22 protein-coding genes are annotated in these 26,854 nt (G+C 61.7%); 19 read left to right on the forward strand and 3 right to left on the reverse strand.

The features are described 5' to 3' along the window. Nucleotides 1-4: 4 nt before the first annotated feature. The 5 genes from FNZ07_RS21375 to FNZ07_RS21395 all read left to right on the forward strand — a co-directional run bounded on the left by FNZ07_RS21375 (nt 5) and on the right by FNZ07_RS21395 (nt 7,642). Nucleotides 5-2,866 carry a 2-oxoglutarate dehydrogenase E1 component gene (locus FNZ07_RS21375; RefSeq protein WP_091016103.1) on the forward strand — a complete coding sequence of 954 codons (2,862 nt, stop codon included), beginning with the start codon at nt 5-7 and terminating at the stop codon, nt 2,864-2,866. A gap of 143 nt (nt 2,867-3,009) precedes the next feature. After that, nucleotides 3,010-4,284, forward strand: coding sequence for a 2-oxoglutarate dehydrogenase complex dihydrolipoyllysine-residue succinyltransferase (odhB, locus tag FNZ07_RS21380; protein WP_091016105.1), 1,275 nt, complete (start codon nt 3,010-3,012; stop codon nt 4,282-4,284). Nucleotides 4,285-4,374: 90 nt separating this feature from the next. Next, nucleotides 4,375-5,805, forward strand: a complete 1,431-nt coding sequence (gene lpdA / locus FNZ07_RS21385) for a dihydrolipoyl dehydrogenase (RefSeq protein ID WP_091016108.1) — start codon at nt 4,375-4,377, stop codon at nt 5,803-5,805. Nucleotides 5,806-5,940: 135 nt separating this feature from the next. Next, nucleotides 5,941-7,038: a cell division protein ZapE gene (gene zapE / locus FNZ07_RS21390; RefSeq protein WP_091016110.1), complete on the forward strand. Its 1,098-nt coding sequence runs from the start codon at nt 5,941-5,943 to the stop codon at nt 7,036-7,038. A 163-nt stretch (nt 7,039-7,201) separates the two neighbouring features. Continuing rightward, nucleotides 7,202-7,642: a transposase gene (locus FNZ07_RS21395; RefSeq protein WP_170275806.1), complete on the forward strand. Its 441-nt coding sequence runs from the start codon at nt 7,202-7,204 to the stop codon at nt 7,640-7,642. Nucleotides 7,643-7,765: 123 nt separating this feature from the next. Here FNZ07_RS21395 and FNZ07_RS21400 read toward each other — a convergent pair whose 3' ends face one another. The 3 genes from FNZ07_RS21400 to FNZ07_RS21410 form a co-directional block, all read right to left on the reverse strand. Continuing rightward, nucleotides 7,766-8,239: a DUF2147 domain-containing protein gene (locus FNZ07_RS21400; RefSeq protein ID WP_091016841.1), complete on the reverse strand. Its 474-nt coding sequence runs from the start codon at nt 8,237-8,239 to the stop codon at nt 7,766-7,768. A gap of 178 nt (nt 8,240-8,417) precedes the next feature. Next, nucleotides 8,418-10,100: a ShlB/FhaC/HecB family hemolysin secretion/activation protein gene (locus FNZ07_RS21405; protein ID WP_091016114.1), complete on the reverse strand. Its 1,683-nt coding sequence runs from the start codon at nt 10,098-10,100 to the stop codon at nt 8,418-8,420. Nucleotides 10,101-10,609: 509 nt separating this feature from the next. After that, nucleotides 10,610-12,379 carry a collagen-like triple helix repeat-containing protein gene (locus FNZ07_RS21410; protein WP_091016116.1) on the reverse strand — a complete coding sequence of 590 codons (1,770 nt, stop codon included), beginning with the start codon at nt 12,377-12,379 and terminating at the stop codon, nt 10,610-10,612. Nucleotides 12,380-13,027: 648 nt separating this feature from the next. Between FNZ07_RS21410 and FNZ07_RS21415 the strand changes: the two genes are divergently transcribed. The 14 genes from FNZ07_RS21415 (at nt 13,028) to FNZ07_RS21480 (ending at nt 26,743) form a co-directional block, all read left to right on the forward strand. Beyond that, nucleotides 13,028-13,198: a Flp family type IVb pilin gene (locus FNZ07_RS21415; RefSeq protein ID WP_091016119.1), complete on the forward strand. Its 171-nt coding sequence runs from the start codon at nt 13,028-13,030 to the stop codon at nt 13,196-13,198. 139 nt (nt 13,199-13,337) lie between these two features. Continuing rightward, nucleotides 13,338-13,838 (forward strand): A24 family peptidase, encoded by a 501-nt coding sequence (locus FNZ07_RS21420; protein WP_091016121.1) that lies wholly within the window; start codon nt 13,338-13,340, stop codon nt 13,836-13,838. Beyond that, nucleotides 13,835-14,332 carry a TadE/TadG family type IV pilus assembly protein gene (locus FNZ07_RS21425; protein ID WP_091016125.1) on the forward strand — a complete coding sequence of 166 codons (498 nt, stop codon included), beginning with the start codon at nt 13,835-13,837 and terminating at the stop codon, nt 14,330-14,332. Before FNZ07_RS21420 ends, FNZ07_RS21425 begins: the two co-directional genes overlap by 4 nt. Before the next feature lie 88 nt (nt 14,333-14,420). Continuing rightward, entirely contained in the window at nt 14,421-15,341 is a 921-nt protein-coding gene (gene cpaB / locus FNZ07_RS21430) for a Flp pilus assembly protein CpaB (protein ID WP_177228313.1), read from the forward strand. Between the two features lie 84 nt (nt 15,342-15,425). Beyond that, complete coding sequence (locus FNZ07_RS21435; protein ID WP_245811646.1) at nt 15,426-16,805, forward strand: type II and III secretion system protein family protein; 1,380 nt, start codon at nt 15,426-15,428, stop codon at nt 16,803-16,805. A 105-nt stretch (nt 16,806-16,910) separates the two neighbouring features. Continuing rightward, nucleotides 16,911-18,152 carry a fimbrial protein gene (locus FNZ07_RS21440; protein WP_091016129.1) on the forward strand — a complete coding sequence of 414 codons (1,242 nt, stop codon included), beginning with the start codon at nt 16,911-16,913 and terminating at the stop codon, nt 18,150-18,152. 3 nt (nt 18,153-18,155) lie between these two features. Continuing rightward, a complete protein-coding gene (locus tag FNZ07_RS21445; protein ID WP_091016131.1) occupies nt 18,156-19,523 on the forward strand; it encodes a CpaF family protein in 1,368 nt (455 codons plus the stop codon). Continuing rightward, the gene (locus FNZ07_RS21450) at nt 19,516-20,529 is read left to right on the forward strand and encodes a type II secretion system F family protein (protein ID WP_091016133.1); all 1,014 of its coding nucleotides are present in this window, start codon (nt 19,516-19,518) and stop codon (nt 20,527-20,529) included. The genes FNZ07_RS21445 and FNZ07_RS21450 overlap by 8 nt, the downstream gene beginning before the upstream one ends. Nucleotides 20,530-20,531: 2 nt before the next feature. Beyond that, entirely contained in the window at nt 20,532-21,566 is a 1,035-nt protein-coding gene (locus FNZ07_RS21455) for a type II secretion system F family protein (protein WP_091016135.1), read from the forward strand. Nucleotides 21,567-21,577: 11 nt separating this feature from the next. Then, entirely contained in the window at nt 21,578-22,414 is an 837-nt protein-coding gene (locus FNZ07_RS21460; RefSeq protein ID WP_245811634.1) for a tetratricopeptide repeat protein, read from the forward strand. A gap of 99 nt (nt 22,415-22,513) precedes the next feature. After that, nucleotides 22,514-22,780 (forward strand): DUF3613 domain-containing protein, encoded by a 267-nt coding sequence (locus tag FNZ07_RS34140; protein WP_409373401.1) that lies wholly within the window; start codon nt 22,514-22,516, stop codon nt 22,778-22,780. Between the two features lies 1 nt (nt 22,781). Next, the gene (locus tag FNZ07_RS21470) at nt 22,782-24,557 is read left to right on the forward strand and encodes a TadG family pilus assembly protein (protein ID WP_143098132.1); all 1,776 of its coding nucleotides are present in this window, start codon (nt 22,782-22,784) and stop codon (nt 24,555-24,557) included. Between the two features lie 11 nt (nt 24,558-24,568). Next, nucleotides 24,569-25,960, forward strand: coding sequence for a sigma 54-interacting transcriptional regulator (locus FNZ07_RS21475; protein WP_091016138.1), 1,392 nt, complete (start codon nt 24,569-24,571; stop codon nt 25,958-25,960). A gap of 48 nt (nt 25,961-26,008) precedes the next feature. Then, a complete protein-coding gene (locus FNZ07_RS21480) occupies nt 26,009-26,743 on the forward strand; it encodes a DUF2968 domain-containing protein (RefSeq protein WP_091016140.1) in 735 nt (244 codons plus the stop codon). Nucleotides 26,744-26,854 lie beyond the last annotated feature (111 nt).

Genomic DNA, 26,854 nt, shown 5'->3' on the forward strand with positions numbered 1-26,854 from the left:
AAAAATGATGAAGCAATTCCAGCTGAACTCTTATCTGTTCGGCGGCAATGCTCCGTACGTTGAAGAACTGTACGAAGCGTATCTCGACAATCCGGCGTCAGTGCCCGAGAACTGGCGCGATTATTTCGACGCGTTGCAGAACGTCCCTGCATCGGATGGCAGCAGTGCCAACGACGTGGCCCATGGCCCGATCGTCGAATCGTTTGCCCAGCGTGCGAAGGCCAACGCCTTCCTGCCTCGCGCCGCAGCCGGCGGTGAAGATCTCACTACCGCGCGCAAGCAGGTGTATGTGCAGTCCCTCATCGGCGCCTATCGCTTCCTCGGCTCGCAATGGGCCAATCTCGATCCCCTGAAGCGCCGCGAACGTCCGAATATCCCCGAGCTCGAACCTGCGTTCTACGACTTCACCGAAGCCGACATGGACCAGACGTTCAACACGACGAACCTGTATTTCGGTTTCGAACAGGCGTCGCTGCGGGATATCGTCAAGGCGTTGCGCGACACGTACTGCGGCACGATCGGTGCCGAATACATGTATCTGAGCGATCCGGAACAGAAGCGCTGGTGGAAGGAAAAGCTCGAATCGATCCGTTCGACGCCGAACTTCTCCCCGGAAAAGAAGAAGCACATCCTGAACCGTCTGACGGCGTCGGAAGGTCTCGAGCGCTTCCTGCACACCAAGTACGTTGGTCAGAAGCGCTTCTCGCTGGAAGGCGGCGAGAGCTTCATCGCCTCGATGGACGAAGTCGTGCGTCATTCGGGTAGCAAGGGCGTGCAGGAAATCGTCATCGGTATGGCTCACCGCGGCCGTCTGAACGTGCTCGTCAATACGCTTGGCAAGATGCCGGCGGACCTGTTTGCCGAATTCGAAGGCAAGCACGTCGACGATCTGCCGGCCGGCGACGTCAAGTATCACAAGGGTTTCTCGTCGGACATCGCGACCGAAGGCGGTCCGGTGCATCTGTCGCTCGCGTTCAATCCGTCGCACCTCGAAATCGTGAACCCGGTGGTCGAAGGCTCGGCGAAGGCACGGATGGATCGCCGCGGCGACGAAAACGGCCTGCAGGTGTTGCCGGTGCAGATTCACGGTGACGCGGCCTTCGCGGGCCAGGGCGTCGTGATGGAAACGCTGAACCTCGCGCAAACGCGCGGCTACGGCACGCACGGCACGCTGCATATCGTCATCAACAACCAGATCGGCTTCACTACATCGGACCCGCGCGATGCGCGCTCCACGCTGTACTGCTCGGACGTCGTCAAGATGATCGAAGCGCCGGTGCTGCACGTGAACGGCGACGATCCCGAAGCCGTCGTGCTCGCCACGCAGCTCGCCATCGACTACCGGATGCAGTTCCACAAGGATGTCGTGATCGACATCATCTGCTTCCGCAAGCTTGGCCACAACGAGCAGGACACGCCGGCGGTCACGCAGCCGCTGATGTACAAGACGATCGCGAAGCACCCGGGTACCCGTGCGTTGTACGCCGAAAAGCTCGTGCAGCAGGGCGTCATCACGGCTGCGGACGCCGACGAATTCGTCAAGGCGTACCGCCGTGCGATGGACGAAGGTCACCACACGGTCGACCCGGTTCTGTCGAACTACAAGAGCAAGTACGCCGTCGACTGGGTACCGTTCCTGAACCGCAAGTGGACCGATGCGGCCGACACGGCTGTGCCGCTCGCGGAACTGAAGCGCCTCGCCGAACGCATCACGACGATCCCCGAAAACTTCAAGGTGCACCCGCTCGTTGAGCGCGTCATCAACGATCGTCGCGCCATGGGCCGCGGCGAAGCGAAGCTCGACTGGGGTATGGGCGAGCATCTTGCGTTTGCCTCGCTGGTCGCATCCGGCTACGCCGTGCGGCTGACGGGCCAGGACTCGGGCCGCGGCACGTTCACGCACCGTCACGCGGTGCTGCACGACCAGAACCGCGAACGCTGGAACGACGGCACCTACGTGCCGCTGCAGAACGTCGCCGAAGGTCAGGCGAAGTTCAACGTGATCGACTCGGTGTTGTCCGAAGAAGCGGTGCTCGGTTTCGAGTACGGCTATTCGACGGCTGAGCCGAATACGTTCGTCGCGTGGGAAGCGCAGTTCGGCGACTTCGTGAACGGCGCGCAGGTCGTGATCGACCAGTTCATCTCGTCGGGCGAAGTGAAGTGGGGCCGCGTGTCAGGTCTTACGATGCTGCTGCCGCACGGCTACGAAGGCCAGGGTCCGGAGCACTCGTCGGCGCGTATCGAGCGCTTCCTGCAGTTGTGCGCAGATCACAACATGCAGGTCGTGCAACCGACCACGCCGGCGCAGATGTTCCACCTGCTGCGTCGCCAGATGATCCGCCTGTTCCGCAAGCCGCTCATCGTCTTCACGCCGAAGTCGCTGCTGCGTCACAAGGAAGCGGTCTCCGACCTGTCGGAACTCGCGAAGGGCTCGTTCCAGCCGGTGCTGAGCGAGACCGACGAAGCGATCGAAGCCAAGAAGGTGAAGCGTGTACTGGTGTGCTCGGGCCGCGTGTATTTCGACCTCGTCGCGCATCGCCGCGAAGCGAAGGCAAACGACGTCGCGATCCTGCGTGTCGAGCAGCTGTATCCGTTCGCGCACAAGCAGTTCGAAGCCGAAATGAAGAAGTACGACAACGCAACCGAAGTGGTCTGGGTGCAGGACGAGCCGCAGAATCAAGGCCCGTGGTTCTACATCGAGCACCACCTGAAGGAAGGCATGAAGGACGGACAGAAGCTCGCCTACAGCGGACGTCCGGCTTCGGCCTCGCCGGCAGTCGGCTACTACGCGAAGCACTACGAGCAGCAGAAGGCGCTGGTCGAAGGCGCGTTCGGCCGTCTGAAGAGCGCGTCCATCGCTAAATAAACACGACAGGCGAAGCGGGAAAGCGCAGCGCGCTTTCCCGCGCCGCATCCGGCGCGCGCATCAGGTCCCCACGCGTTGCGCATTGAACGGATGACGGCCCGCTCACGGTTCGTTGTCACTAGATACGTATTCAGGAAAATCACATGGCTATTGTTGAAGTCAAAGTCCCCCAGCTGTCCGAATCGGTTTCGGAAGCCACGATGCTGCAATGGAAGAAGAAGCCGGGCGAAGCCGTTGCCCAGGACGAAATTCTCATCGAACTCGAAACCGACAAGGTTGTGCTCGAAGTGCCGGCACCCGCTGCCGGTGTGCTCGCACAGATCGTCAAGCACGACGGCGACACGGTGCTCGCCGATGAAGTGATCGCGAAGATCGACACGGAAGGCAAGGCTGGCGCCGCTGCTGTCGAGGGCGAAGTGAAGCCCGCACCCGAAGCGACCCCGGCCGCCGCTCCGGCACCGGCCGCTGCTGCTGCGGCAGCGGGCTCCAGCACGGCAGCTTCGCCGGCGGCAGCGAAGATTCTCGCGGAAAAGAACCTGTCGGCTGGCGACGTAGCCGGCTCGGGCCGCGACGGTCGCATCACGAAGGGCGATGCACTCGGCGCAGGTCAAACCACGCTGGCAGCGAAGGCGCCTGCAGCCGCCCCCGCAGCGAAGGCGGCCAAGCCGTCGCTGCCGGACGTGAAGGCGCCGGGATCGGCCGATGCATGGCTCAACAACCGTCCGGAGCAACGCGTGCCGATGTCGCGTCTGCGTGCGCGTATCGCCGAGCGTTTGCTCGAGTCGCAGCAGACCAACGCCATCCTCACCACGTTCAACGAAGTGAACATGGCGCCGGTGATGGATCTGCGCAACAAGTACAAGGATCGCTTCGAGAAGGAACACGGCGTGAAGCTCGGCTTCATGTCGTTCTTCGTCAAGGCCGCTGTCCACGCGCTGAAGAAATTCCCGCTCGTGAACGCGTCGATCGACGGTAACGACATCGTCTATCACGGCTACTTCGACATCGGTATCGCGGTCGGTTCGCCGCGCGGTCTCGTGGTGCCGATCCTGCGCAACGCAGATCAGATGAGCCTTGCCGACATCGAGAAGAAGATCGCCGAGTTCGGTCAGAAGGCGAAGGACGGCAAGCTGTCCATCGAAGAAATGACGGGCGGTACGTTCTCGATCTCGAACGGCGGTGTGTTCGGCTCGATGCTGTCGACGCCGATCATCAACCCGCCGCAGTCGGCGATTCTCGGTGTGCACGCAACGAAGGAGCGCGCTGTCGTCGAGAACGGTCAGATCGTGATTCGTCCGATGAACTATCTGGCGATGTCGTACGACCACCGGATCATCGACGGTCGCGAAGCGGTGCTGTCGCTCGTCGCGATGAAGGACGCACTCGAAGATCCGGCGCGCCTGCTGCTCGATCTGTAAGCACTACAAGTCTCTCGCACTGGTTTGAACCGGAGCGACGCGCGCGATGCAGTACCGCTGCGCGCCGCTTCGTCATCAAAAGGATTGTCCATGTCCAAAGAATTTGACGTCGTCGTGATCGGCGCCGGTCCCGGCGGCTATATCGCGGCGATTCGCGCCGCACAGCTCGGCAAGAGCGTCGCGTGTATCGAGAAGTGGAAGAACCCGGCCGGCACGCTGAAGCTTGGCGGTACGTGCCTGAATGTGGGCTGTATTCCGTCGAAGGCGTTGCTCGCTTCGTCGGAAGAGTTCGAGAACGCAGCGCATCATCTCGTTGATCACGGCATCAGCGTGTCCGACGTGAAGATCGACATCGCGAAGATGCAGACCCGCAAGGACGGCATCGTCGAGAAGATGACGAAGGGTATCGAATTCCTGTTCCGCAAGAACAAGATCACGTGGCTGAAGGGTCACGGCAAACTCACCGGCAAGACGGACGCCGGTGTGCAGATCGAAGTAAGCGGCGAAGGGGAAACCGAAGTCGTCACCGCGAAGAACGTGATCATCGCAACTGGCTCGAAAGCGCGCCATCTGCCGACCGTTCCGGTCGACAACAAGATCGTCGCGGACAACGAAGGCGCGCTTGCCTTCGACACCGTGCCGAAGAAGCTCGCCGTGATCGGCGCCGGCGTGATCGGCCTCGAACTCGGCTCGGTGTGGCGCCGCCTCGGTGCCGAGGTGACGGTGCTCGAAGCACTGCCCGAATTCCTCGGTGCCGCCGACCAGGCGCTCGCGAAAGAAGCCGCGAAGCAGTTCAAGAAGCAGGGCCTCGACATTCACGTGGGCGTGAAGGTCGGCGAAGTGAAGACGTCCGACAAGGGCGTGTCGATTGCTTACACGGACAAGGACGGCAACGCGCAGACGCTCGACGCGGACCGCCTGATCGTGTCGATCGGCCGCGTGCCGAACACCGATAACCTCGGTCTCGAAGCAATCGGTTTGAAGGCCAACGAACGCGGCTTTATCGACGTCGACGATCACTGTGCGACGAGCGTGCCGAACGTGTATGCGATCGGTGACGTGGTGCGCGGACCGATGCTCGCGCACAAGGCCGAAGATGAAGGCGTGCTGGTGGCCGAAATCATCGATGGGCAGAAGCCGCATATCGACTACAACTGCATTCCGTGGGTGATCTATACCGAACCGGAAATCGCGTGGGTCGGCAAGACCGAGCAGCAGTTGAAGGCCGAAGGTCGCGAAGTGAAGACCGGTCAGTTCCCGTTCATGGCCAACGGCCGCGCGCTCGGCATCAACAAGGCGGACGGTTTCGTCAAGATGATCGCCGATGCGAAGACTGACGAGCTGCTCGGCGTGCACATCATCTCGGCCAATGCGTCGGATCTGATCGCGGAAGCGGTGGTGGCGATGGAGTTCAAGGCGGCGTCGGAAGACATCGGCCGGATCTGCCATCCGCATCCGTCGCTGTCCGAAGTGATGCGCGAGGCCGCGCTCGCCGTCGACAAGCGCGCGTTGAACATGTAAGGCGCGTGGGCCGGACCGCTTCCTGTACGTTGAGCGATCCGGCCGACCCGGGGGCATCCACTGCACCTGGCATCACGACGCAGGCGGGCGGGTTCGATCCCTCCCGCCTTCTTTTTTCCGGCCGCACGACGCACGATGAACGTCACCGAATACTACGAGAACGAACTGCAGACACGTGGCTATCAGTCGGACCCGGCGCAGCGCGCGGCGGTCGACCGTCTGCAGCAGTGTTATGACGAGTGGCAGACGTACAAGGCGCGCCGCTCGAATGCGCTGCGCAAGCTGATCATTCATCCCGATCTGCCACGCGGCGTGTACCTGTGGGGCGGCGTTGGACGCGGCAAGAGCTTCCTGATGGACAGCTTCTTTACCGTTGTGCCGATCCAGCGCAAGACGCGTCTTCATTTCCACGAGTTCATGCGCGAAGTGCATCGCGAACTCGAAGAGCTGAAAGGGCAGGCCGATCCGCTCGACGAACTCGCACGCCGTATCGCGAAGCGTTACCGGCTGATCTGTTTCGACGAATTCCACGTGTCCGACATCGCGGACGCGATGATCCTGTACCGGTTGCTCGACCGCCTGTTCAACAACGGTGTGCAGTTCGTGATGACCTCGAACTACGATCCGGACACGCTGTATCCGGATGGCCTGCATCGCGACCGCGTGCTGCCCGCGATTGAGCTGATCAAGTCGAAGCTCGACGTCCTCAATGTCGACGCGGGCGTCGACTACCGGCGCCGCACGCTGGCCCAGGTCGAGGTTTATCTGACGCCGCTCGGCGCAGCCTCCGACAAGGCGCTGCGCGACGCCTTCGCGCGTCTCGCAGCGGTACCGGACGAAAGCCCGCTGCTGCATATCGAAAAGCGCGAGCTGAAAGCGCTGCGTCGCGCGGACGGCGTCGTCTGGTTCGATTTCGCCACGCTGTGCGGCGGTCCGCGTTCGCAGAACGACTACCTCGAACTGGCGAGCCGCTTCCACGCGGTGATCCTGTCCGGCGTGCCGCAGATGACGCCGCGCATGCAGTCGGAAGCGCGCCGCTTCACGTGGCTCATCGACGTGTTCTATGACCACAAGATCAAGCTGTTGATGTCGGCGGCGGTGCCTCCCGAGCAGCTCTACGTGGAAGGCCCGATGGCCAACGAGTTCAGCCGGACCGTTTCGCGGATCGTCGAAATGCAGTCGAAGGAATATCTCGACGCGCCGCGGCGTCTGGTCGATACGTCGCTGACGTAGGCGTACCGGACCGACGCACAGGCGCAACGCCGCACGTCGCCCGCGTGCGGGCGTCCACGGAGCAAAGGCGCGCAGCTCATTTTCGAGATTCAGACTGGTCTTATATTCGGCGGTCGCACGCGTCGATATCTTCCTTGTCATGGTTCCGACAAAGGAGAGACGCATGAGCCCATACCGTGACATGACCGACGAGGAATGGCAGCGCGTGGCGCCGCTGATTCCCGAACTGCGGCCGCGCAGCGAACTGCGGGGCCGTCCGCTTACCGATACGCGCAATGTGCTGAATGGCGTGCTATGGGTAATGTGCAGCTCAGCCAGGTGGTCCGCGATGCCGCGGCGGTATCCGCCTTATCAGACGTGTCACCGGCGCTTCAAGGCGTGGCATCGAACGGGGGCATTGCAGCAGGTGCTCGAGTTGTTGTTCGGCGCCGCCGGCAATGGGCTACTCGGTACGCTCGAGGCCCGCATGCGTCAGCGCGGTGCCAGCAACGTCGCAACGCCGCACAATGCCGACGCAGACGACACCGAAGTAGTTGAACTGCAAAATGGGCCACATGTAGCGCCTGTGCCCACTTTCCCGACTATTCTTTTTCCGTCAGTTTGATAGCCCGACCCGCGATCAAATCCGTGAGTACGCAACACAAAGCCGGCCGGCGATAGTAATCGTCGGCCGGCTTTTTTGCTCTGTCAGGTCAGCGCATTGCGGGCGCGAGGCCCGGCGCGCTCATCACTGCTGGCGATTCCACGTCTGCGAACGTCCGAGCAGCGAGATGCCGATGTAGCCGCGCACAACCAGTTTCTGGCCGTTTTCTTCGAGATGCATCTTGCACTTGTAGATCTTGCCGTTCTCCGGATCGAGAATCTGGCCGTGATCCCAGCCGTCGCCGTCCTTCGTCATGCCGTTGATGATCGTCATGCCGAGGATCAACTGATCCTTGCGGGCGTCGGTACATTCGGTACAGCGGCGCGTGGGATCGTCGCTCGGGCCAAGCCCCTTGATGACCTTGCCGCTCAGCGTGCCGCTACCGTCGTCGGTGATCTGCACGAGCGCCTTAGCCTGGCCGGTGTTGTCGTCGATGGTCTGCCAGGTGCCGACCGGTGTAGCGCTTTGCGCCATGGCGGCTGCCGCGCCGAGGAGCAGGGCACCTGCCACGGCGGCATGCCGGGCAATCGTACGGGCACGTTGGGTGAAATGCGTCATGTTGTCTTCCTCCTTGTAGAAAATCGTCGCGATCGTGGTCGCGCGGCGTCGTGTGAATGTCAGGCGACGCCCTGCCTCAAGCTGTCCGGGGAGCATACGTGAAACCGCGCCCGCAGTTTGATAGTGAATCCTCTAGTCAAACTGGGGGCGCGGTTTGCGGGGCGGGGCGCTTACGAGGTCAATTTAGCTGGTAGGAGAACGTCGCATTGACGCGCGGGCTGCGCGACGAGCTTTCGACAGGCGCGTCGGCGATCGGCTTGGCCACCGACAGATCGAGGCTGTAGTACTTCGTGTCGGTGACCCGGAAGCCGAGCGCCACCGACGACAACCGCGACGGCGACGGTGTGCCCGTATGCAGATAGATGCGCGCCATATCGAACGATACGTACGGCGTGAAGGTTTGCAGATAGGTGAACCCGACCGCAATCGGACGATTGACTTCGAATGCCGCACCCCAGCCCGAATCGCCCGATGCTTCGCCCGGTTCATAACCGAGCGCAAAACGTTGCGCACCGAACGCGATCTGCTCGGAGGTCGGCAGCGAGTCCGGGCTGTACTGACCGATCGCCGAGAACGAGGTACCGATCTTGAACGGCCATGTGTTGGTTTGTGAGAAGTTCGCGCCGGTGCGCGTGAAAGTCAGCGACACGGGGTTTGTGCCGGAGATGAGCGACGAATTGCGATCGAACGACTTTGACGCACCGAGGACATCGAAGGCTTTCGCGACATTGATGCTCGCCTTGCGCACCTGCGTCGGCTGTATGTCCGTGTAATCGGCCTGCAACTGCAGCACGCGAACCTGCGAGCGCAGCCCGAAGCTCAACCCGTTGACCGTGCTGTAGTAGCTGTCCTGATCATGCGATGCATACGCTGTCACGGTGCCCAGCACGCTGCGCGTATTGCTCAGCAGCAACGGATACGCGAGCGACCCGGCCAGTTTTTCGTTGACCACCGTGCGCGTGATGGTATTGGGCAGGCCAGGATTGTCGACCGGGTTGCCGCGGTAACGCGTTGCATCGATCTTGCCGATCAGACCGTCGCTGCCGATCGGCACCGATGCATGCGCAGCGAAATAGGTTTCATTGTCGCGCCCCGGCGGAAATAGTGCGGAAATGCTGAGCTGTTCGCCGAGCGAAGTCAGGCCGTTCTCGGTCGCTGTCAGCAGCCCCTGGAAGCCGGGGTGGTTGAAGTCGAGACCGGTGCTGACGTCGAACTTCTTGCGATCGACGGCGAGGTTCAGGGTCCCCGCGCCATCGGTATTGGTGGGCGGTTCCACGGTGGCCGCGACTTTCACGCCGGGTAGCAGACCGAAGATCTGCGTGTAGCGCTGGAACGTGGAGAGCCGCAGCGGATGGTCCGCCTGGATGTGCGCCGCGATCGAGCGGATGCGTCCTTCGAGCGAACCCGGCTTACCGGTGATGTTCACATTGGCGACATAGCCTTCGACGATCGTCACGCGAACAACGTTGTTTTCGAAAGTCTGCGCAGGGACGAATGCAAACGACAGCGCGTAGCCGCGTTCCTGATAGAGCTTCGTCACGCCGTTCGCGACTTCGATCAGCTCGCCGATCGTGATCGTCTTGCCGACGAGCGGCGTAAAGCGACTGGCGACATCGTCGAACGGAATCGATTTCACGCCTTCGACCTGAATCTTCGAAGGTGTGAGTTGACGTGCAAGCAGCTCCTGCAGCTGCGGTGCCTGCGGCTGCACCTGCACAGTGACGCTCGGCCCTTTTTGCGGCACGTTGATCTGCGGCAAAGAGTCGAGCGGATTACCGCCTGCAGCTCGGCTTTGTGCCTGCGCGGCTCCTGCTGCTACCACTGCGAGTAGCAGTGACCATTTTTTATACCCGAGTTTCATCGGATTGCCCTCGTTGGCCGTTCTTGTGATGCGAGTATGCCGTCTAAGCGGCTGGATCGCGAACGTTTATCTATCTCTCAGTGTGTACTGCATGGCGAGGTTGTAGCGTTGCGCACTCCGATGAACTTGAAGCACGCGACCTCGCGGATTATTTGTGTTGCACGGCCTCCGGACTGCCAACTGCGTTTCCAACCGGGATGTTCCGCCGCTGATGTTACCCAGACACATGGGCGGCTGCCTAGTCGGGGATGCATGAGTCGCGGCGTTATCACCACAGTACGCGGCGGCCGCAACGACGCGAGCGTCGTGCGGGCCATGTGAGAGATCAAGAGCCGTTGATCACGCAAGGTGCGCCTCGCTGTTTGTTGTGGTGCGATGGTTGAAGGTCTCCGCGCGCCGTCGCGCTATGCATCTTGAGCTACGGTCTCGGCGCCGACCAGCCGGGGGTGACGCGCTGTCTCCCGGCTGTGTCGTGCGCTGTGTGCTGCGCTTGTGCTTGTTAAGCCGCGTTACTTCTTGCCGCCGCTAAGACCGCCGAGCAAGCCGCCAAGCAGAGACGTCACCGGCGCGAGCAGATTGTTCACGCCGCCACCGCTGCTGCTGCCGCTCGTCGCCGACAGCGCCGCGCCTGTCGATGCTGTAGTCGTGGCCGGTGCCGCTGCTGCAGCGGCCGGTGCTGCTACGCCGCCGAGCGCGCCTGTGACTGCCGTGAGCAGACCGGTCACGGGAGCCAGCGGGCCGGTGCTGCCGCCCGTCGCACTCGACAACGCACCGGTGACCGACGAGAGCAGGCCTGTGACCGGGGCGAGCGGACCACCCGAGCTGCCGGCCGTGCCGCCACCTGCTACGCCACCCAATGCGCCGGTTACGCTCGAGAGCAGACCGGTGACGGGCGCGAGCGGGCCGCTGCTGCCGCCGGCTGCGCCGCTCAGCGTACCGGTGACTGCGGAGAGCAGGCCCGTGACCGGAGCGAGCGGACCGCCGCTGCTGCCGGCGCTACCGGTCAGACCACCGAGCAGACCCGTGATCGGCGAGAGGGGACCACCGCTGCTGCTACCTGAGCCACCGGTCAAGCCGCCGAGCAGACCCGTGATCGGCGACAGCGGATTGCTGCCGGTGCCGGAGCCGCCGGTCAATCCACCAAGCAGACCCGTGATCGGCGAGAGGCCGCCACCGCTGCTGGAGCCGCCCGTCAAGCCACCGAGCAGACCTGTGATCGACGAGAGCGGGTTCGTACCCGTGCCGCCGACGAGAAGGCCACCTGCCGATGCGACGATCTTGCCGGTGTCGGTGACGACGTTGCCGAGGCCAGTCGTGACCGGATTGCCGCCTGCGCCAGCGAGCAGCTTGCCGGCCGTGCCGAGACCGTTGCCGACCGTACCGAGCAGACCGTTGAGCGGTGCGCCGAGGCCCGTCACGGTGCCGACAGTCTGCGTAGTGGAAGCGACCATCGATGTGATCGGCGTGATCGCCGAGCTGACCGTTTGCGTGATCTGCTCTACAGGGCCGGTGGAGAGCACGTTGGTGAGCGTGCCGCCGCCATTCGTCACGGCGACACCGAGGGTGTTGACGAGGCTGCCAAGCGGCGTGGTGAGTGCGCTGAGCGGGGCGAGCGGGCCAGTGCCCAGACTCGACACGAGGGCGCCCGTGCTGCTGACTGCGCCACCGAGATTACCGACGACGCCGCCCAGGCTCGACACCGTCGTGCCGACAGCGTTGCCGCCGGTGCCGAGTTGTCCGAGACCTTGTGTGACGCCGTTGCCAAGCGTCGATACGGCTGCACCAACATTCTGAACGACACCGCCTAAAGCTTTCGTGGTTTGCGCGCTGACGATCGGCAGGTTTTGCGAAGCGATCACACTGCCGAGACCCGATACCGTCGAACCGACATCGCCGACAACACCGCCCGTTTTCGCGACGACAGTGCCGATAGCATTTGCCTGTACCGCCGGAGAGCCGCCGGTGTTTCCAGTGCCTGTGCCCGTGCCGGTTCCTGTACCCGTACCCGTACCGGTGCCCGTTCCCGAGCTGCCACCGATAGTCGTGCCGCCGCCGCTACCCGAGCCACTACCGTTGCTCGAGCCCGAACCGCTGCCGGTCGTGTCGCCTGAACCGCCCGCTGTCGTGACGGTGCCGCTACCGGAAGCGCTGCCGCTGTCGCCGCCGGTACCCTGGCTGAGCGTTCCCGAGCCGCCGCAGGCGCTGAGTGAAAGCATGGCTGCTACGGTGGCCGCGATGATTGTGATCCGTAACCCGCCATTGGTCGTTTGAATGTTCATGTTGCCCTCGCATTGCGTATGTAGTTGGGTGGTACCGCGGCTCTATCTCTGCAACAGCCGTGCCATTTCGCATGCGAATTGATGGGTCGTTTTTCTATGTAAGTCGTAGACGTAATTGCAGCGGGCGTTTGCGGGCAATCGATGGAGTGCCTGCTAAAGCAATTGAAATGTTAAATACTGTAAATACGAGGCGTGTGCGGAGCCGGCGTAACGTAACGGGCGATGGGTGGCGTTACGATGGGCTGCGTAACGAAGGTGACGTGAAGAGCGCGCGACGCTTGAAACAACAGGTTCAAACGCGTAATTAGTGGAGCGAATCTAACGTATGGTTAGTCCTATGTGCGTTCGCACATGAGCAAACGCTAATCTACTTATGCGGGATCGATCAACAACGGCGGGGCCTGGCGCGTCGGATAATTGCTTAAAAATGATTGATACGCTATAAAACCTGAGAGCGTTAAAGATTACGAGGGGGGTGCGATATCGAACAGACGGCCATATTTCTTTTGCATAACAGAAGCTGGCTGCAATAAACCTGGCGTGTTAGCCGAGGACTAGATCGGTGGCAGAGAGAACCACCGAACTATCGCTAGCGTCGGGAGCAGTCCGCAAACCACAACGAATAGATGAAGTTCCGAGGGCAAGAAAATGAAAAAGTTCACTAAGTTCCTGAGAGAAAACAAAGGGGTTACCGCACTCGAATACGGGCTGATCGCAGGCCTGATCGCAGTGGTCATCGGTACTACCGTGCAGACGCTTGGTACTGACCTGAACACGGTCTTCCAAAACGTCGTCAACAAGATCGCTCCTGCTGGCTGACAGGTTTAGCAGCGGCCTCTACAGGGTCCGGCTAGGCTCGGCTTAATGCCTTCTGGGCGTCTGAGAGGCTCTGCTCGATAGGGCGCGTACGGCCGCGTTAGCGGCTCGTACGCGATTTCGTTCGCCTGTCGAGGTCGATATGAGTGCGCTTTTCACTCTTCTTTTATTCGTTGCGTGGGCTGCGCTTGTCGCCTTTTGCGACTGCCGCAACCGACGTATTCCGAATTCCGTCATCGTGATCGGTCTGATCGCGGCGTTTGCGTGCGCGCTTTTGCGGCACAGCCCCTTCGACGTTTCGATGAAGCAGGCAGCACTGGGCGCGGTCATCGGTCTAGTTGCGCTACTGCCTTTTTACGCTTTTGGTGTGATGGGTGCCGCTGACGTCAAGGTTTTCGCAGCGCTCGGTGCATGGTGTGGCGTGCACGCGCTGCTGGATTTGTGGGTGATCGCGACGATCATTGCAGGAGCGCATGCGCTCTGGCTATTGATTGCGACACGTACACGAGTTGCGGCCCTGGTTCGTCGCAGGGCGCCAACGTTCGAACTAGCCGGCAGGCGTTCAACTCCTTTTGCGGCCTGCCTTACGGTGCCGGCTATCGTCTGGCTTGCGACGCAAGCAGTTGCCGGAGGTTTGCGATGAGCGTGCCTGCAAAAAGACAAGCAGTGCGCAGCGCGTTGCGGCGAAATTCGGCGTCACGGTGCGCGCAGCATGGCGCTACAGCCGTTGAATTTGCGATGGTCTTTCCGATGTTTTTTGCAATCTTCTACGCGATCGTCACGTTCAGCCTGATCTTCGTTGCACAGCAGAGCTTGACGCTCGCGACCGAAGAGGGCGCACGCGCAGCACTGAGTTATCAGCCGGCGAGCAGCGTTGCCGCAGCAATTACCCTGCGAGCGAAAGCCGCATGCAACACGGCGACCAACATGGTTGCGCCGATGATCGGCAACGCGAAATGCACGACAGTGCCAGCCGCGTGTTCCTTCGACAGCACAATGCAATGTATTGCCGTCACGCTGAACTATAACTACGCGTCCAGCCCGCTTGTGCCTAATCTGCCGGTGCTGGGCGCAGTTTTACCAAATTCTCTGTCCAGTACCGCGACGGTACAACTCAACCCCATAAACATTCTGTGACTGACATGCTTGTATTTCGTTACCCGATGTCGCGTTGTCCACGTTGGCAAACTAGCCGGCCAGGCAAGGCCATCTCATAGTGCGGAACATCATGCCGAAACTGACCCGGATCCTCGCAGGTGGACTGATTGTGCTGGCACTTTTGCTCGGTGTGTTCGCGTGGGTGCTGTCGCGCAAGCCGGCACCGGCACCTGTTGCGGCCCTCGCGCAAGCCAGCTTCCCCGTGGTAGTAGCGAAGCACATGTTGCCCGCCGGGAAGCCGATTACCGTGGACGATCTGCGGGTTCAGTCGCTACCGATCAATCCCGGCGGTGCGTTTACCGATTCCTCGCTGCTTGTAGGGCGGATACCGGGCACGGATATTGGCGCGGAATCGCCGGTGCTCGAATCTCAGTTGTCGTCTGGAATGGCGGAACAGATCACGCCCGGTGAACGTGCGCTGGCTGTACGCGTCGACGATGGCAACGCGGTTGGCAACCGACTGCGACCGGGGAATCTTGTCGATGTGTTCTTCACACTGAAGCGCGACGGTAACATCGGCAGCGGGGGTGAAATCGACCGGACCCAGGCCCGCTTGTTGATTTCGAAGGTCCGTGTACTCGCTTTCGGTAATGCGACCATCGGTAACGACAACTCGGGAGATCCAAATGGCATGGTGCGCACGGCGGTGCTGGCTGTTCCTGTCCCTGACGTGGACCGGTTGACGCTTGCCGAAGCTTCTGGCCGTCTGATATTTGCGCTGCGTAATCCACGCGACACCGATGTAGTCGATGCGGACGCGTTCGCGCCACTACCGGAGGTGGTTAAGACTGCCGCTCGCATACAGGGTGCGTCCGCGAGCGGTTCGACGCGCGCCGCTGCAGGTGTTGCGCTCGACGCGCTGTCCGGTGGTGCCGGTGAACGCCCGGTTGCCTCGCCACGAATGGCTGCCCCTACCGCGAGAGTGGCACGCAGCGGCGGAGGAATCGAAGTGATACGGGGCGGGCGTACGGAGACTGTCGCCCAATAGCAGCTTCAGGGAGTGGCGTTCAAGCGCCATCATAAGAACATGAAAAAACGCATTTCGGCCTGCGTAGTGATGGCGGCACTCTTGATGACAGGACTCGTCGCATCGACGGCGAGCGTTGCCATCGGCGTGTCGCAGCAGACATTCGACATCAGTGTCGGTTCGCAGCAAGTGGTCGCGAGCGGCCATTCGTTGCGTCGCATAGCGATCGGGGATCCCACGGTCGCCGACGTACTGATCGTGAGGGGCGACAAAGCGGGCGGCGTGCTGCTGGTCGGTAAATCCCCAGGAACAACAAACCTTATGTTGTGGGAGCGTGGAAGCGACGTGCCGCTGTCATATACCGTCAACGTTACGACTGCCGCGTCGCGCACGATGCTTGGAACCGATACCCCGAGCGTAAAAGTCCTCGGCGACTCGGCGTTGATTTCGGGCTCGACTTCGACGATGGAAAAACACCAGCGCGCGGTGGTGGCAGCGGAGATAGAAGCGCGCCAGCGTGCGACGCAGAAGGCAAGTGCAGCGGGTAGTGGCGGCGCAGGCGGCAAGGGCGGTGGGCCAGCAGGTGGCGATGATGCCGGTACCGCGGTGTACGACACTTCCACTGTCGATACCCGGTCGGTCGTCCAGGTCGACGTGCGAGTAGTCGAATTTAGTCGATCGGTGCTTAAGCAGGCGGGGCTGAATATTCTCAAGCAGAACAACGGCTTCACATTCGGTTCGTTTGCGCCATCTGCACTAACCTCGGCCACGTTCGGCTCATCACCGAGTTTCACTGCCACGCAACCGATCTCGTCCGCGTTCAATCTGGTATTCAATTCGGTGACGCATGGGATCTCCGCAGACCTTAGTCTGATGGAAACCAACAATCTCGCGCGCGTGCTTGCTGAGCCTACGTTGGTCGCCTTGTCCGGGCAAAGCGCAAGCTTCCTTGCTGGTGGCGAAATCCCGGTGCCGGTGCCGCAGGGCCTGGGCACGACATCGATTGAATTCAAACCGTACGGCGTCGGCCTGACGTTGACTCCCACGATACTGAGTCCGCAGCGCATTGCCTTGAAGATCGCGCCCGAAGCGAGTGAGCTGGACTTCACGAACGCGGTCACGATCAGCGGCGTGTCGGTGCCGGCGCTCACGACACGACGCGCAGATACCACCGTCGAGCTTGGCGATGGCGAGAGCTTCATGATCGGTGGCTTGATCGATCGCGAGACCACGTCGAACGTCAATAAAGTGCCGCTGCTTGGCGACCTGCCGATCATCGGCGCGTTCTTCAAGCAATTGAGTTACAGCCAGACGGACAAGGAACTCGTGATCATCGTGACGCCACATCTGGTGTCACCAATCGCGAAGGGCGCTGCGCTGCCATCGACGCCCGGTGAGCAGAGCGAGCAGCGTGACGGACCCGTGTGGAGTTCGTTCGTCGGTGGCGTGTTGTCGCGCGATGCCGCACCGGGGTTTTCGAAGTGACGGCGCCCGTGGTTCGGGCCGAAGCAATGTGTAGTGCCGCGCCGGTTGTCGGTGCGTATGACGATGTGGCGGCGTCGCAGTTCTCGCCGCTGGAGGATGTCCATTATGAACGCGAGAACGCATTCGTTGACTGAGCGCGCGATCACCGATTATTTTGTGTTTGCCTCGCTTACGGACGAGCACGTACGTTGGCTCGCGGGTACGCTCGTCGCAGCGGGTGCCGTCGAGGCGGCAACGCTCGACCCCACTCAGCTCACGCAGCGGATCGCTACGCTGAACCCTTCACTCGTGTTCATCGATTTTTCAGGCGGTCGCGCGGCGGCCGCGAGCGTTGCCGCCAGTGCCGCGCGCACTGCATATCCTGGTCTGCAGATCGTCGCGGTCGGTTCGCTGGCGGAACCGGAAAGCGCACTTGCCGCGTTGCGTGCGGGCGTGCGCGATTTCATCGATCTGTCCGCGCCGGCAGAAGATGCGCTCAGGATCACGCGTCAGGCGATCGATAATCTGGTCGAACCGGTCAGCCGTCATGGCCGCGTCACCGTGCTGCTCGGCGCGCGCGTCGGCATGGGCGTGAGCACGCTGGCGGCCAATCTCGCGGTGATGCTGCAGCGACGCGATGCACCGCAAGGCCGTCAGGCAGCGTTGCTCGATCTTGGTCTGCCACAAGGCGACGGTACGTTACTGCTCAACACGCGCAGCGAGTTCAATTTTGTCGAAGCCGTGCGCAACCTGCGCCGTTTCGATCAGACCTTCGTGCACACCGCATTGTCGCGACACGCCAGTGGACTTGCGCTGACCACGCTGCCGCCCAATCTTGCGGATATGCGCGAGGTGTCGTATTCCGCTTCGGTCGGCCTGCTGAACCGTTTGCGGGCATTCTTCGATCAGCAGATCGTCGATCTCGGTGGTTTCACCAACAGCGAGTTCATTGCGAACGTCGTGCAGGCAGCCGACGAAACCTGGCTGGTCTGCGATCAGGGCGTGGCGTCGATCGTATCGGCTGCGGCGGTGCTCGATTCGTTGCGCGAGGAAGCGGTTGATATGGAGAACGTCCGGCTCATCGTCAATAAGTACGAGTCGGAATTGAGTCTCACCTCTGCCCAGATTGTGCAGAGACTCGATGTGCCGCTGCTTACGATGTTGCCGGAGCGCCGCGTCGCACTCGGTCAGGCGGCGAATCAGGGGCAGTTGCTGGCCGATGCGGCGGCGCGCGATCCGTATGTGCGCGCGCTCGAACCGCTCGTCGAACGGCTGGGCGGTGCGGCGCCGACCGCAGCGTCTTCGCGGGGCCGGTCCGCGCTCGGCGCGCTCAGGCGTTTTATTCCAACCTCACAGAAGCGGTCATAGACGATGGCAAAAGATATCGAATTTGCCGACGACGCACCTGCGTTCGCGCATAGCCAGCAGTTCCAGGACATCAAGAACGCTGCGCACGAGCATCTGCTTACGCGGATTGAAGAGCTCGGCGCAGAGTTCGGTCGCTGGTCGCGCAATGCAATCAACCAGTTCGTCGACCTGGAAATGGACAGCTTCGTACGGATGCGCCGCATCCCGATCAACGAGAGTGAAGTGAGGTTGATCGCCGAGGCGTTGACGAAGGAACTCGCCGGCTTCGGTCCGATCGAGGATCTGCTGAACGATCCAGCCGTTGAGGACATTCTCATCAATGGCTATAACGATGTGTACGTGTCGCGCCACGGCATCCTGACGAAAATCCAGGTGCGCTTTGCCGACAACGCACATCTGCTGCGTATCGTGCGGCGCATTCTTGCGCCGATCGGGCGGCGGCTCGACGAGTCGAATCCGATGGTCGATGCGCGCCTGCCTGATGGCGGTCGTGTCAACGTCGTGATCGAGCCGCTGTCGATCGACGGTCCGATTGTGTCGATTCGCAAGTTCCGCAAGGATCCGCTACGTCCCGACGATCTGCTTGGCAACGGCACTTACAACCCAGAGATCGGCGCGCTGCTTGAGGCGGCCGTACAAGCACGCTGCAACGTGCTGGTGTCGGGCGGTACGAGCTCGGGCAAGACATCGCTGCTCAATGCGCTGGCGTTCCACATCCCTGAGATCGAGCGCGTGGTGACGATCGAGGACACGGCCGAACTGTCGCTGAACCACCCGCACGTGGTACGACTTGAAAGCCGACCCGGCGGCTTCGACGGCTCGGGGCTCGTGACGATTCGCGACCTGCTGCGCAACACGCTGCGGATGCGCCCGGACCGGATCATCGTCGGCGAAGTGCGCGGCGGTGAAGTACTGGAAATGCTGCAGGCGATGAACACCGGGCACGACGGTTCGATGGGCACAGTCCACGCGAGTTCACCGCGTGAATGTCTGTATCGGCTCGAAATGCTGGCAGGCTTCGCGGGCTTTCAGGGCACCGAATCGAGCTTGCGCCGGCAGATCGCGAATGCGATCGACTTCATCGTGCAGATCGGGCGACTGTCGAATGGTCGTCGACGCATCCTTTCGATCACTGAAGTGACAGGACTTTCAGACAACATCATCGCAACGCAGGAACTGTATCGCTACGAACCTGTGACGACACCTGAGGGTGAAGAGATCGATCAGTGGGAGTCGCTGGGGATACATCCGCATTCACCGAAACTCGCGCGTTTCAGGCAGGTGCTGGGTGAGTCGTCGGCAGTCGCGGGTGGCTTCGGTGGCGGATTTGGCGGTAACGGTCCGGGGTTTGGCGGAGGGTTCAATGTCTAGCATGGCTCTGGTATTCGCTGCCACCGCGCTGCTGTGCGCGGCGCTTGCGCTACTGCTTCTGCATCGGGGGGCGCAGCGTAAGGAGCAGGTCAATACCGAGCGGTTTATCACTAGTCGCGTCGCACCAGCAGCGGTTGCAGCGGGAGTGCCAGTCGGAACGCCTGCCGTGTCACCGACACGTCGTATCGCGCCTGCCTCGGTGTTTGCTCCTCAGCGGCCATCGGCCGAAGACGGTTGGGGGGCATACGTGCGCTACGCAAGGGCGTGGGCCCAATATGCATTCAACAATGTGGTAAGCCGTGCGGGAATTCGTAACCCGCAGGTGTCTCTTTCGATTGTGGCGGTGCTGGTAATTGCGTTGTGTGCGCTGACGTGGAGCGAAGGCGGGGCACTGGGTGCGTGCGTCATGCTGATCGTCAGCGGTGTGGTTATCTATTTCGCGTTATCGATGCGTGCCAGCCGGCGCCGTCGCGCGATTGTGCGGCAGTTGCCGTCGTTTCTGGATGGCATCGTGCGACTGGTCACCTTGGGTAACAGCGTTCCTGCCGCGTTTCAGGCTACGTTACAGACCACGGAAGCGCCGTTGCGCGATTGCCTCGATCATGTATCGCGGATGTTGCGCACTGGCGTCGAGATTGACCGTGCACTGTCTCAGGTAGCGCAGCTGTATGGCGCTCGCGAACTGGATCTGGTCGGTTCGGTGTTGCGTCTGTCGGTCAAGTACGGCGGACGCTCAGACGTGATGCTCGATCGGATGGCAACTTTCATGCGAGATCTCGAGCAGGCAGAGCGCGAGCTCGTTGCAATGTCGTCGGAAACGCGCCTGTCGTCGTGGGTACTCGGCCTGCTGCCGGTAGGGATCGGTGGTTTTCTGATCGTAACGAACCCACGCTATTTCGGTTCGATGTGGTTCGATCCGTTTGGTCGGAAGATTCTGTATCTCGCGTTTGCGCTGCAGATTCTGGGGGCATACCTCTTGTACCGCCTCACGCGGCTGAAGGGGTAGCGATGGAATCGAACCATCTCCTCTCGTTTGCTCTTGCAGCCGCAGCCTTGGGGTTGCTGTTGATCGCGTCTCTACTGATTGCGCGACTCGTCGCTGCGGGGCGCAGCGAGCGCACGCTGGCGCATGCGCTTGACGAGCGAGCATTGCAGAATGCGGCGGCGGTAGCAGCTACGGCCACGCGCGCTGTCCCCAGCATTCAGGGCGGTATATCCGGTGCATCGGGCGCCGCGAAGAAGGCACCGGCAGTAGCTCCTGCTCGGGGCATAAAGGGGATGCTCGAAAGTTTTTCGCATACGGGAGCTCGTTGGCTCGATACACCGTTTGGCCGGCAAATCGTCGCCGAGGAAGACCGTCGATTGCTCGAGCAATGCGGCTTTGTCGATACGCGAACCCGCGGATTGTTCCTGATAGCACGGATTCTCTGCGCCATCGTATTTCCGGTTATCGACGGCATTGGGTTACACGGGCATGTCGACGGTACGCGCTATGTGGTATTCCTGCTTGTCTCCGCGGCAAGCGGCGTGATGGTGCCGAAGATCATGCTGCGTCGCCGCGCGGCCGCGCGACGACGCGCTATCGCCGACGAACTGCCCCTGCTGGTCGATCTGTTGCGTTTGTTACAGGGCGTCGGGCTCTCACTCGACCAGAGCCTGCAGGTAATCGTTGGCGATTTCCGCGGCGTGTTGCCGGTGCTGTCGAGCGAACTCGAAATCGCGCAGCGTCAGTTCGCGACGGGTCGCACGCGCGAGCAGTCGTTGAACCGGCTGTCTTCGAGTTACGAGAACGAGGATCTGCGTGCGGTGGTGCGTCTGCTGATACAAGTGGACCGACATGGCGGCGCAGTGCAGGAGCCGCTTAAACAGTTCGGCGATCGGCTGCGCGAAACGCGCCGCTCCATGTTGCGGGAGCGGATCGGGCGCCTCACCGTGAAAATGACCGGCGTGATGATTCTCACGCTACTGCCGGCGCTAATGATAGTGACTGCAGGGCCCGGTGTGCTGTCGGTTACCCATTCCCTGAAGTCGATGCATCACTGAGGGATAGAGACATGGCTTTCGATACCACTTTGAATCTCACAGCGCGACTAGCAAGCTGCACGGTTGTGGCGCTCGTACTTGCGCTGCTGGGCGCATGCAGTGCGCAGGGCTACGGCGTTGGTCCGCAGGCAGAGCGTCAGGCAATGATGCAGCAGGCCGATCGTACGCCCGCGCCGGATACGCCCGGCATGTACCTCGGCCTGATCGACCGGATGCAACAGCAGGGGCTGTACTTCGCATCGCTTGCCCATATCGACGCGTACGAGAAGCAATACGGCGTTTCGCCGGACACGATCGTGTTGCGTGCCGATGCGCTGCGCATGACCGATCAGCCGGCTGCGAGTGCGGCCAGTTATACGCAGTTGTTGCAGACACCGCTTGCGGCACGCGGTCACCGCGGGCTGGGTCTTATCGCGGGCGAATCGGGTGATTTTCCGCGCGCCGTTCAGCAGTTGCAGCAGGCGGCGCAACTGGTACCGACCGACGCGTCGACGCTGTCCGATCTCGGCTATGCGGAGTTACGTACTGGCGATGTGAGCGCTGCGCGCGTGCCGTTGATGAAAGCTGCGCAGCTCGAGCAGAGCAATCAGAAGATCATCAGCAATGTCGTGCTCTTTCTGCTTGCGGATGGGCAGAGTAAGCAGGCACAGGCACTAATGACGCAGCAAAAAATGTCGCCGGACTTACGATCGGCGATTCGCATCGATGCGGCAAAGGTGGCGACTGCACAACGGGCAAAGCAACTAGATTCGCCGCTACCACAAGCGGAACGCACTACCGGGACGGTCGCAAGCGTACCGCGCACGTCCGAGACAGCGCCACGGCTACTGCAATGGTTCACGCAGTGACGAGCCAGAGAAACAGGGGGTGACATGAAAAGCAAGAAGACAATTCGACGCCTGCGTACGATCGCGGCGAATCTATTGACCGTGATATGCAGCGCTGGAGTGACTGGGTCGGCGTACGCGCAGGATGTTGTTCCGGCACCGGCTGTTCCGCCCGGCGAAGTCGGCCACGCGACCAAGACATGGCTCGAGCTGCAACGAAGCAACACGGCCGCAGCGCCTGCGCAGCCGATGCTCGGAGAGGAGGCAGGGCTTGCCTATCGGCGCTACATGGAATCATTTAAGTCGAAGATTCCCGATCTGTATGGGTCGGCGGTTAATCAACAAGGCAGCGGCGGCGGATCGGGTGGTCAGCTGCCGTCGAATTGATATGTTTACGCGCAAGCAACCCACCTGCGTCAGGCCGTACGCAAACCGGACGCACAAGGCGGCGCCGCGCCAACAGCGGGGCGCGGTCGCCGTGCTGGCTGCGATCTGGGTCGCCGTGGCAATGGCTGCGCTCGGCGCGATCGATATCGGTAATTTCTATTTTGCGCGTCGGGATCTGCAACGCTCCGCCGATCTTGCTGCTACTGCCGCGGCCGAAACGATTGGCAGCGCAGGCGGTTGCACTGCCGCAACCACGTCCGCACAGGGTGCTGCGGGCGCCAACGGGCTGCCGACGACCGGAACGGTCGCGGTGACGTGTGGCCGCTGGGATCCGACCTCCAACGCGGGAAGTACGTATTTTTCCACCACAGGTACACCGCAGAACGCTGCGCAGGTCACTGTGAGCGAACAGGTTCCTTATTTCTTCATGGGGCCGGCACGCACGCTCAGTGCGACCGCGATCGCACAGGCAACGAATGTAGGCTCGTTCAGCGTCGGCTCTGGATTGTTGTCGCTCGGTGGTTCGATGTGCCAGGCGAACGGTACACCCACTGCTGGAGCTGCTGCGCAGGCCGGCATTCTCAATGCAATACTCGGTGGACTGCTGAACACAAGCCTGAGCCTGTCAGCCGTTTCGTATTGCGGGCTTGCGAATGTTGGTGTGAAAGTAAGCGACCTGATGGTTGCAGCCAATGTCGCGACTGTGGACCAACTGCTACAGCTACCGATCAATGCGGGCTCACTGGCTGCACTAATGGTGACGGCACTCAGCCGCACGACCGTCGCAAGTGTCGTACTGCAGGCAGGCCAGTCGGCGATGCAGTCGATCAATCTTGCGAGCATTCCGGGTACGCCGACGTTTCCGCTCGGGCAGACAGCGGGCAGTACTACTGCTGGGGTTATCTCAGTCAGCCTTGCGAATTCGCAAGCAGCACTCAATGCCGTGATCAATCCACTCCAGGCGCTGATCGTCGCGGCCGAGATCGCCCAGGTTGGCAAGCCGGCCATCAACGTGGCGGCCGGACTCACAGTGCCGGGCGTCGCCGGTGTGACACTATCGCTGCAGGTCATTCAGCCGGCGGTCGTGGCGATCGGCGAGGCGGGTAAGAATGCGGCCGGCGTCTGGCGCACCCAGGCACAAACGGCGCAGATCCAGACGACGCTGAATGTCAACGTCGGGTCGGCAGGCACATTCCTCGGTGCGCTGCTTCAGGTGAATCTGCCATTGTCCATTCAGGTGGCCACCGCCACCTCATGGCTGCAATCGACGCAATGTGCGACAACGCTCGCCGCGAGCCGTTCGACGATAGCCACGAAGCCCGGCTTAGCGACGCTCACTGTGGGCAGTACATCAGGTCCTGCATGTAGCTCGCCCGCAACGCTTGCAAATCTGTTGGGTTTGATCACAGTAACCGCCTGTGGCAGCGCGCCGGTCGCTCCGCCGGGGCAGCAAACCCAGGTGTTCGACGGCAATACAAACCTCGTGAGTGGTTCTACGCCGAACTCGAACAACGTGGGGCTCGCGGTGGCGAACGCGTTGACCACTCTCAATCAGACGCTCACTAGTACGTTGTCGGTGAACATCATTGGGATTAATCTCGGCCTCGGAGCGCTGCTCGCCCCGATCACAAGCGCGGTCCTCGCCATCCTGTCGCCGGTCCTCACGGCGCTGAACCAACTGCTGGTTCCGCTCCTGCAACTGCTTGGCGTACAACTAGGCGTCGCAAGCGTCACCGACCTGTCGCTTTCCTGCGGCGTGGCGAACCTGGTCAACTAGCAACCATTTCGATGAGAACCTCCACCAAACTCGAAGAACTCGACCTCTACGTCTGGGAAGGCAAGGCCGACATCGTCGACCGGGTCGCGCGCTGCATGGCGAGTTTCGACGTCGAGGTGATCCGCGCCGACGACATAGCGATCTCGCCTGAAAGAACCGCGGTACGTCCGTCGCTAGCGATCATCAGCGTCTCCGTGATCGACAGCGGCGCGCTGATCCTGCGCGACTGGCAGGCGGCCCACGGCATGCCGGTCGTGTGGGTCGGCGCGGCACCACGCGATCACGATCCGTCGATGTACCCCTCGGAGTACTCGCACGTACTACCACTAGATTTCACCTGCGCCGAACTGCGCGGCATGATCTCGAAGCTCGTCCTGCAGTTGCGCGCACACAGCGCGCAGACGCTGGAGTCGAGCGCGCTAGTGGCGAACTCGGAATGCATGCAGGCGCTGCTGCACGAAGTCGACACCTTCGCCGACTGTGATACGAGCGTACTGGTCCACGGCGAAACCGGTGTCGGCAAGGAACGCATCGCGCAGCTTCTGCACGAAAAGCATTCACGCTACGGACTAGGCCCATTCGTCGCGGTGAACTGCGGCGCAATCCCCGACGGCCTCTTCGAATCGCTGTTCTTCGGCCACTCGAAGGGTTCTTTCACAGGCGCGGTCGTCGCCCACAAAGGCTATTTCGAACAGGCGGACGGCGGCACGCTGTTCCTCGATGAAATCGGCGATCTCCCGCTCTATCAGCAGGTAAAACTGCTGCGCGTGCTCGAAGACAGTGCGGTAACGCGTATCGGCTCGGCCGCACCTGTAAAGCTCGATTTCCGGCTCGTCGCGGCGACCAACCGGCATCTGCCACAACTCGTCAAGGACGGTACCTTCCGCGCCGACCTGTACTACCGGCTCGCAGTGATCGAGCTGAAAATTCCCTCGCTGGAAGAGCGCGGTGCCGTCGACAAGATCGCGATCTTCAAGGCCTTCATCGCATCGGTGGTCGGGGTCGAGCGGCTTGCTGAACTACCCGACATTCCGTACTGGCTAGCCGACGCTGTCGCCGATACCTACTTCCCCGGCAACGTGCGCGAATTGCGCAATCTCGCCGAGCGTATCGGCGTCACGGTCCGGCAGATCGGTGCATGGGATGCGGCACGGCTGCAACGGCTACTCGCGCTCGCGCGCAGCACGCAACCGGTGCCCGCCGAAATCGCCGCGGAAGTGCTCGTCGATCGCAGTAAATGGGACATGGCGGAGCGCAACCGGGTGATCGCCGCGCTCGATGCGAACGGCTGGCGCCGGCAGGATACAGCGCAGCATCTGGGTATCAGCCGCAAGGTGCTCTGGGAGAAAATGCGTAAGTACCAAATTTTTGACGAAGAGCCCGAAACTCGCGAAAGTGAGTAATAATGCGTCGGCTGTAATAAAACAAAGACTGTTTTCAGCAGGAATCACATGGACCATAAGTCGACACTTCGACACCTCGCGTTGGCCGCGTTCGTGGCGCTGGCCGGCGTGCAAAGCATAGGGGCCCAGACCCTTCCCGACGGCGCATCCAACGCCGCCGCGGTCGTTTCCCAGCCGTCCGTCAACACGGCGTTGCCGTCCACTGCGCCGCTGCAATCGGGCGCTACGGCAGCGCAAGCGTCGCCCGCGCTGACACCCGCCGAAGCGCAGGAATCCGCCGCCGGCAACGTCGCCGAGTTGCAGCAGATGATCCGCGGTTCGGATCTCAGCGAACTCCGCACGACCTACAACGGTACCTATGGGGCGAGCCTGCTGTTCTACGGCAAGGAAATGACGTACTACGTCGCGCTGTTCCAGCAGAAAAATTTCTGGCGCGTTATCAAGACCTCGGATGAGACCCGCGCCGAAATGATCTACAAGGACTTCGTCCGTCAGACCTTGCAATTGTCTGACGTCGAACTTCGCCGTACGCGACTCGAAGCGCAGAAGGCGTTCACCGAGCGCATGATCGCGCTGTCGCAAGACCGCGCTAGCCGGCTGCAGTCGGATCTCAACGTGGCGCGTCAGCAGCAATCGATCGTTTCCGATCAGCAGCGTGCCAATCAGGCGCAGGCCGTCGCGCTGGCGCAGCAACGGGCGAGTGCGCAGGAGCAACTGCGGGCAGCCCAGCGTCAGGTGCGCGAGCTGCAGCGTCAACTGGAAAACGGCTTGCCGACGAACTGATCGCTTCGTCGGAACAGCGGACCTAACGCCGCTGACAGCACGGATCCAACCCGCATGAACCAGACCCCGCCCGGTGCGCCGCGCGGGGTTTTGTTTTTCAGGAGGGGCTCT

Source organism: Paraburkholderia megapolitana, assembly GCF_007556815.1.
GTDB lineage: Bacteria > Pseudomonadota > Gammaproteobacteria > Burkholderiales > Burkholderiaceae > Paraburkholderia > Paraburkholderia megapolitana.

Coding starts and splice junctions, on each gene's coding strand:
- FNZ07_RS21455 (WP_091016135.1), top strand. CDS start 20,532: ATGGAATCGAACCATCTCCTCTCGTTTGCTCTTGCAGCCGCAGCCTTG.
- FNZ07_RS21375 (WP_091016103.1), top strand. CDS start 5: ATGATGAAGCAATTCCAGCTGAACTCTTATCTGTTCGGCGGCAATGCT.
- FNZ07_RS21395 (WP_170275806.1), top strand. CDS start 7,202: ATGAGCCCATACCGTGACATGACCGACGAGGAATGGCAGCGCGTGGCG.
- FNZ07_RS21410 (WP_091016116.1), bottom strand. CDS start 12,379: ATGAACATTCAAACGACCAATGGCGGGTTACGGATCACAATCATCGCG.
- zapE (WP_091016110.1), top strand. CDS start 5,941: ATGAACGTCACCGAATACTACGAGAACGAACTGCAGACACGTGGCTAT.
- FNZ07_RS21420 (WP_091016121.1), top strand. CDS start 13,338: ATGAGTGCGCTTTTCACTCTTCTTTTATTCGTTGCGTGGGCTGCGCTT.
- FNZ07_RS21445 (WP_091016131.1), top strand. CDS start 18,156: ATGGCAAAAGATATCGAATTTGCCGACGACGCACCTGCGTTCGCGCAT.
- FNZ07_RS21415 (WP_091016119.1), top strand. CDS start 13,028: ATGAAAAAGTTCACTAAGTTCCTGAGAGAAAACAAAGGGGTTACCGCA.
- FNZ07_RS21475 (WP_091016138.1), top strand. CDS start 24,569: ATGAGAACCTCCACCAAACTCGAAGAACTCGACCTCTACGTCTGGGAA.
- lpdA (WP_091016108.1), top strand. CDS start 4,375: ATGTCCAAAGAATTTGACGTCGTCGTGATCGGCGCCGGTCCCGGCGGC.
- FNZ07_RS21425 (WP_091016125.1), top strand. CDS start 13,835: ATGAGCGTGCCTGCAAAAAGACAAGCAGTGCGCAGCGCGTTGCGGCGA.
- FNZ07_RS21460 (WP_245811634.1), top strand. CDS start 21,578: ATGGCTTTCGATACCACTTTGAATCTCACAGCGCGACTAGCAAGCTGC.
- odhB (WP_091016105.1), top strand. CDS start 3,010: ATGGCTATTGTTGAAGTCAAAGTCCCCCAGCTGTCCGAATCGGTTTCG.
- FNZ07_RS21405 (WP_091016114.1), bottom strand. CDS start 10,100: ATGAAACTCGGGTATAAAAAATGGTCACTGCTACTCGCAGTGGTAGCA.
- FNZ07_RS21440 (WP_091016129.1), top strand. CDS start 16,911: ATGAACGCGAGAACGCATTCGTTGACTGAGCGCGCGATCACCGATTAT.
- FNZ07_RS21470 (WP_143098132.1), top strand. CDS start 22,782: ATGTTTACGCGCAAGCAACCCACCTGCGTCAGGCCGTACGCAAACCGG.
- FNZ07_RS21400 (WP_091016841.1), bottom strand. CDS start 8,239: ATGACGCATTTCACCCAACGTGCCCGTACGATTGCCCGGCATGCCGCC.
- FNZ07_RS21435 (WP_245811646.1), top strand. CDS start 15,426: ATGACAGGACTCGTCGCATCGACGGCGAGCGTTGCCATCGGCGTGTCG.
- FNZ07_RS21450 (WP_091016133.1), top strand. CDS start 19,516: ATGTCTAGCATGGCTCTGGTATTCGCTGCCACCGCGCTGCTGTGCGCG.
- FNZ07_RS21480 (WP_091016140.1), top strand. CDS start 26,009: ATGGACCATAAGTCGACACTTCGACACCTCGCGTTGGCCGCGTTCGTG.